The 2,604-nt window shown below is 70.8% G+C and carries 1 protein-coding gene; it reads right to left on the bottom strand.

Features of this window, described 5'->3' with window-relative positions; genetic code table 11:
- Positions 1-69: 69 nt before the first annotated feature.
- Positions 70-1,959: an AMP-dependent synthetase/ligase gene (locus ACFU99_RS40450; protein ID WP_384402807.1), complete on the bottom strand. Its 1,890-nt coding sequence runs from the start codon at positions 1,957-1,959 to the stop codon at positions 70-72.
- Positions 1,960-2,604: the final 645 nt, after the last annotated feature.

Raw genomic sequence — 2,604 nt, 5'->3', positions numbered from 1 at the left:
CGGTGGGGGCGCGCTGCTTGCGCGCGCCCCCACGCCCGTACGCGCCTCCACAAGCCCGTATCCGCGCGGCTACGCCTCCCGCGCGCCCGCGTACATGTCCTCGATGAGGTCCTTGAACTGGCGCTCCACGACCGGGCGCTTGAGCTTGAGGCTCGGCGTCAGCTCGCCGTGCTCGACGTCCAGGTCGCGCGGGAGCAGCCGGAACTTCTTGATCGTCTGCCAGCGCTGGAGACCCTCGTTGAGCCGCGTCACATAGCCGTCGATCAGCTGCTCGGTCTCCTTGGCGGCGACCACCTCCGGGTACGACCGGCCCTCCAGGCCGTGCTCCTTGGCCCACTCCATGATCGCGGGCTCGTCGAGGGAGATGAGCGCGGTGCAGTAATTGCGGTCGGCGCCGTGCACCAGGATGTTGGAGACGAACGGACACACCGCCTTGAACTGGCCCTCGACCTCGGCGGGCGCGATGTACTTGCCGCCCGAGGTCTTGATCAGGTCCTTCTTGCGGTCGGTGATCCGCAGATAGCCGTCGGCCGACAGCTCGCCGATGTCGCCGGTGTGGAACCAGCCGTCGGATTCGAGGACTTCGGCGGTCTTCTCGGGCAGCCCGTGGTAGCCCTGCATGATGCCGGGGCCGCGCAGCAGGATCTCGCCGTCGTCGGCGATCCGGACCTCGGTGCCGGGCAGCGGCTTGCCGACGGTGCCGGTGCGGTACGCCGCGCCGGGGTTGACGAAGTTGGCGGCGCTGGACTCGGTGAGTCCGTAGCCCTCCAGGATGTGGATGCCGGCGCCGGCGAAGAAGTAGCCGATGTCGGGGGCGAGCGCGGCCGAGCCGGAGATGCAGGCGCGCAGCCGGCCGCCGAACGCCTCGCGGATCTTGGCGAAGACGAGGGCGTCGGCGACCTTGTGCTTGGCCGCGAGGCCGAAGGAGACCGAAGTGCTGCCGGTGTGGCGGAAGTTGTCCTGCGACTGCTTCGCGTACTCGCGGGCGACCCCGGCCGCCCACTGGAAGATCTTGTACTTGGCGCTGCCGCCGGCCCGAGCCTTGGCGGCGACCCCGTTGTAGACCTTCTCGAAGATTCTCGGCACGGCGGCCATATAGGTGGGCTGGACCACCGGCAGATTCTCGATGATCTTGTCGACCCGGCCGTCCACGGCGGTGATGTGGCCGACGCTGATCTGCCCGGCGGTGAGCACCTTCCCGAAGACGTGCGCGAGCGGCAGCCACAGATACTGCACGTCGTCGGGGGTGACGAGCTCGGTGGCCTGGATGGCGCGCGCCATGTACGACCAGCAGTCGTGCGGCAGCCGGACGCCCTTGGGGCGGCCGGTGGTGCCGGAGGTGTAGATGAGCGTGGCGAGCTGGTCCCGCTCCAGGGCGTGCACCCGGTCGCGTACGGCGTCGGGGTTCTTCTCCAGATACGCGGCGCCGCGCCGCTCCAGCTCGGCGAGGGAGAGCACCCAGCCCTCCGGGTCGCCCTCGGCGGCCACCGCGTCCGCTTCCTCGATGACGACGACGTGCGCGAGGGCGGGCAGCTCGGGGCGGCACTCGCGGACCTTGGCGAGCTGCGCGGCGTCCTCGGCGATCAGCACCTTGCTGTCCGAGTCGGAGAGGATGAAGGCCGTCTCCTCGGTGTTGGTGGAGGAGTAGACGGTGGTGGTCGCGGCCCCCGCGCAGAGCACGCCGAGGTCGGCGAGTATCCACTCGACGCGGGTGTTGGAGGCGAGTGCGACGCGCTCCTCGGGCTGCACGCCGAGGTCGAGCAGTCCGGCGGCGACGGCGAAGACGCGCCGGGACGCCTGCTGCCAGCTGAGCGAGGCCCAGTCGTCGGGGCCCTCGCCGGAGGCGGCGGGCACGGGGTAGCGGTACGCCTCGGCGTCCGGAGTCGCCTCGACGCGTTCGAGGAACAGGTTCGCCACGGACGGTGGCCGGTTCTCGATCAAAGCCTGTGTATCGGTCACGGCATCCTCCGGGGCCCGCCTCATTGCTGGTGACTCGCGAGTAACCTTCGAGCAGTGATCAGACTAGATGCGATGCCGTCGCCATGTAAGAGGCTGCGGGACTCCAGTTGAACCGGTTGCCAATGCGTTAAATGCCCCATACACGCACCCCCTCGCCCCGGCGGTCCCACGAGCCCCGCCCCAGCCCGCCGGAGACGGCTGCTGCCCTGGTCGGAGGTACGGGGCGGGGGTACGGCCGCACTCCCGCACCGCGGGCGTGACCGCCGGTACGGACCATCGATTCAGGCCACGGGCGCGCCTGCCGGTACGGGGCGGAGTGCGGCGGCCGTCCGTGCGGGCCGGGGGGTAAGGGAGTGGACCCGCGGCCCCGTCGGTCCGGCCGCGCTCGGCCGCTGTGCGGCATTCGGGTGGTCGTACGGGCGCGTGGCGCAACCAGGCCCCGCGCGGGGTTTCCGATCGGCGCGCGGTCCCGTTACGGATACCGACAGCGACACCCGTCGCTGCGGAAAGGGAATCCGACAGTGAAGTACACGAAGGCCGCCGCAGTCGTTGCCGGTTCGCTGATGGCGCTCGGCACCGCCGCGCCCGCGTTCGCCGACGGCGGCGCCGAGGCGAACGCCGTACCCGGCCAGGCCACCGCGGGAC

The sequence above is a fragment of the Streptomyces sp. NPDC057654 genome, assembly GCF_042800135.1.
Taxonomy (GTDB): Bacteria; Actinomycetota; Actinomycetes; order Streptomycetales; family Streptomycetaceae; genus Streptomyces.
This window is presented reverse-complemented; position numbering and strand designations above follow the sequence as displayed.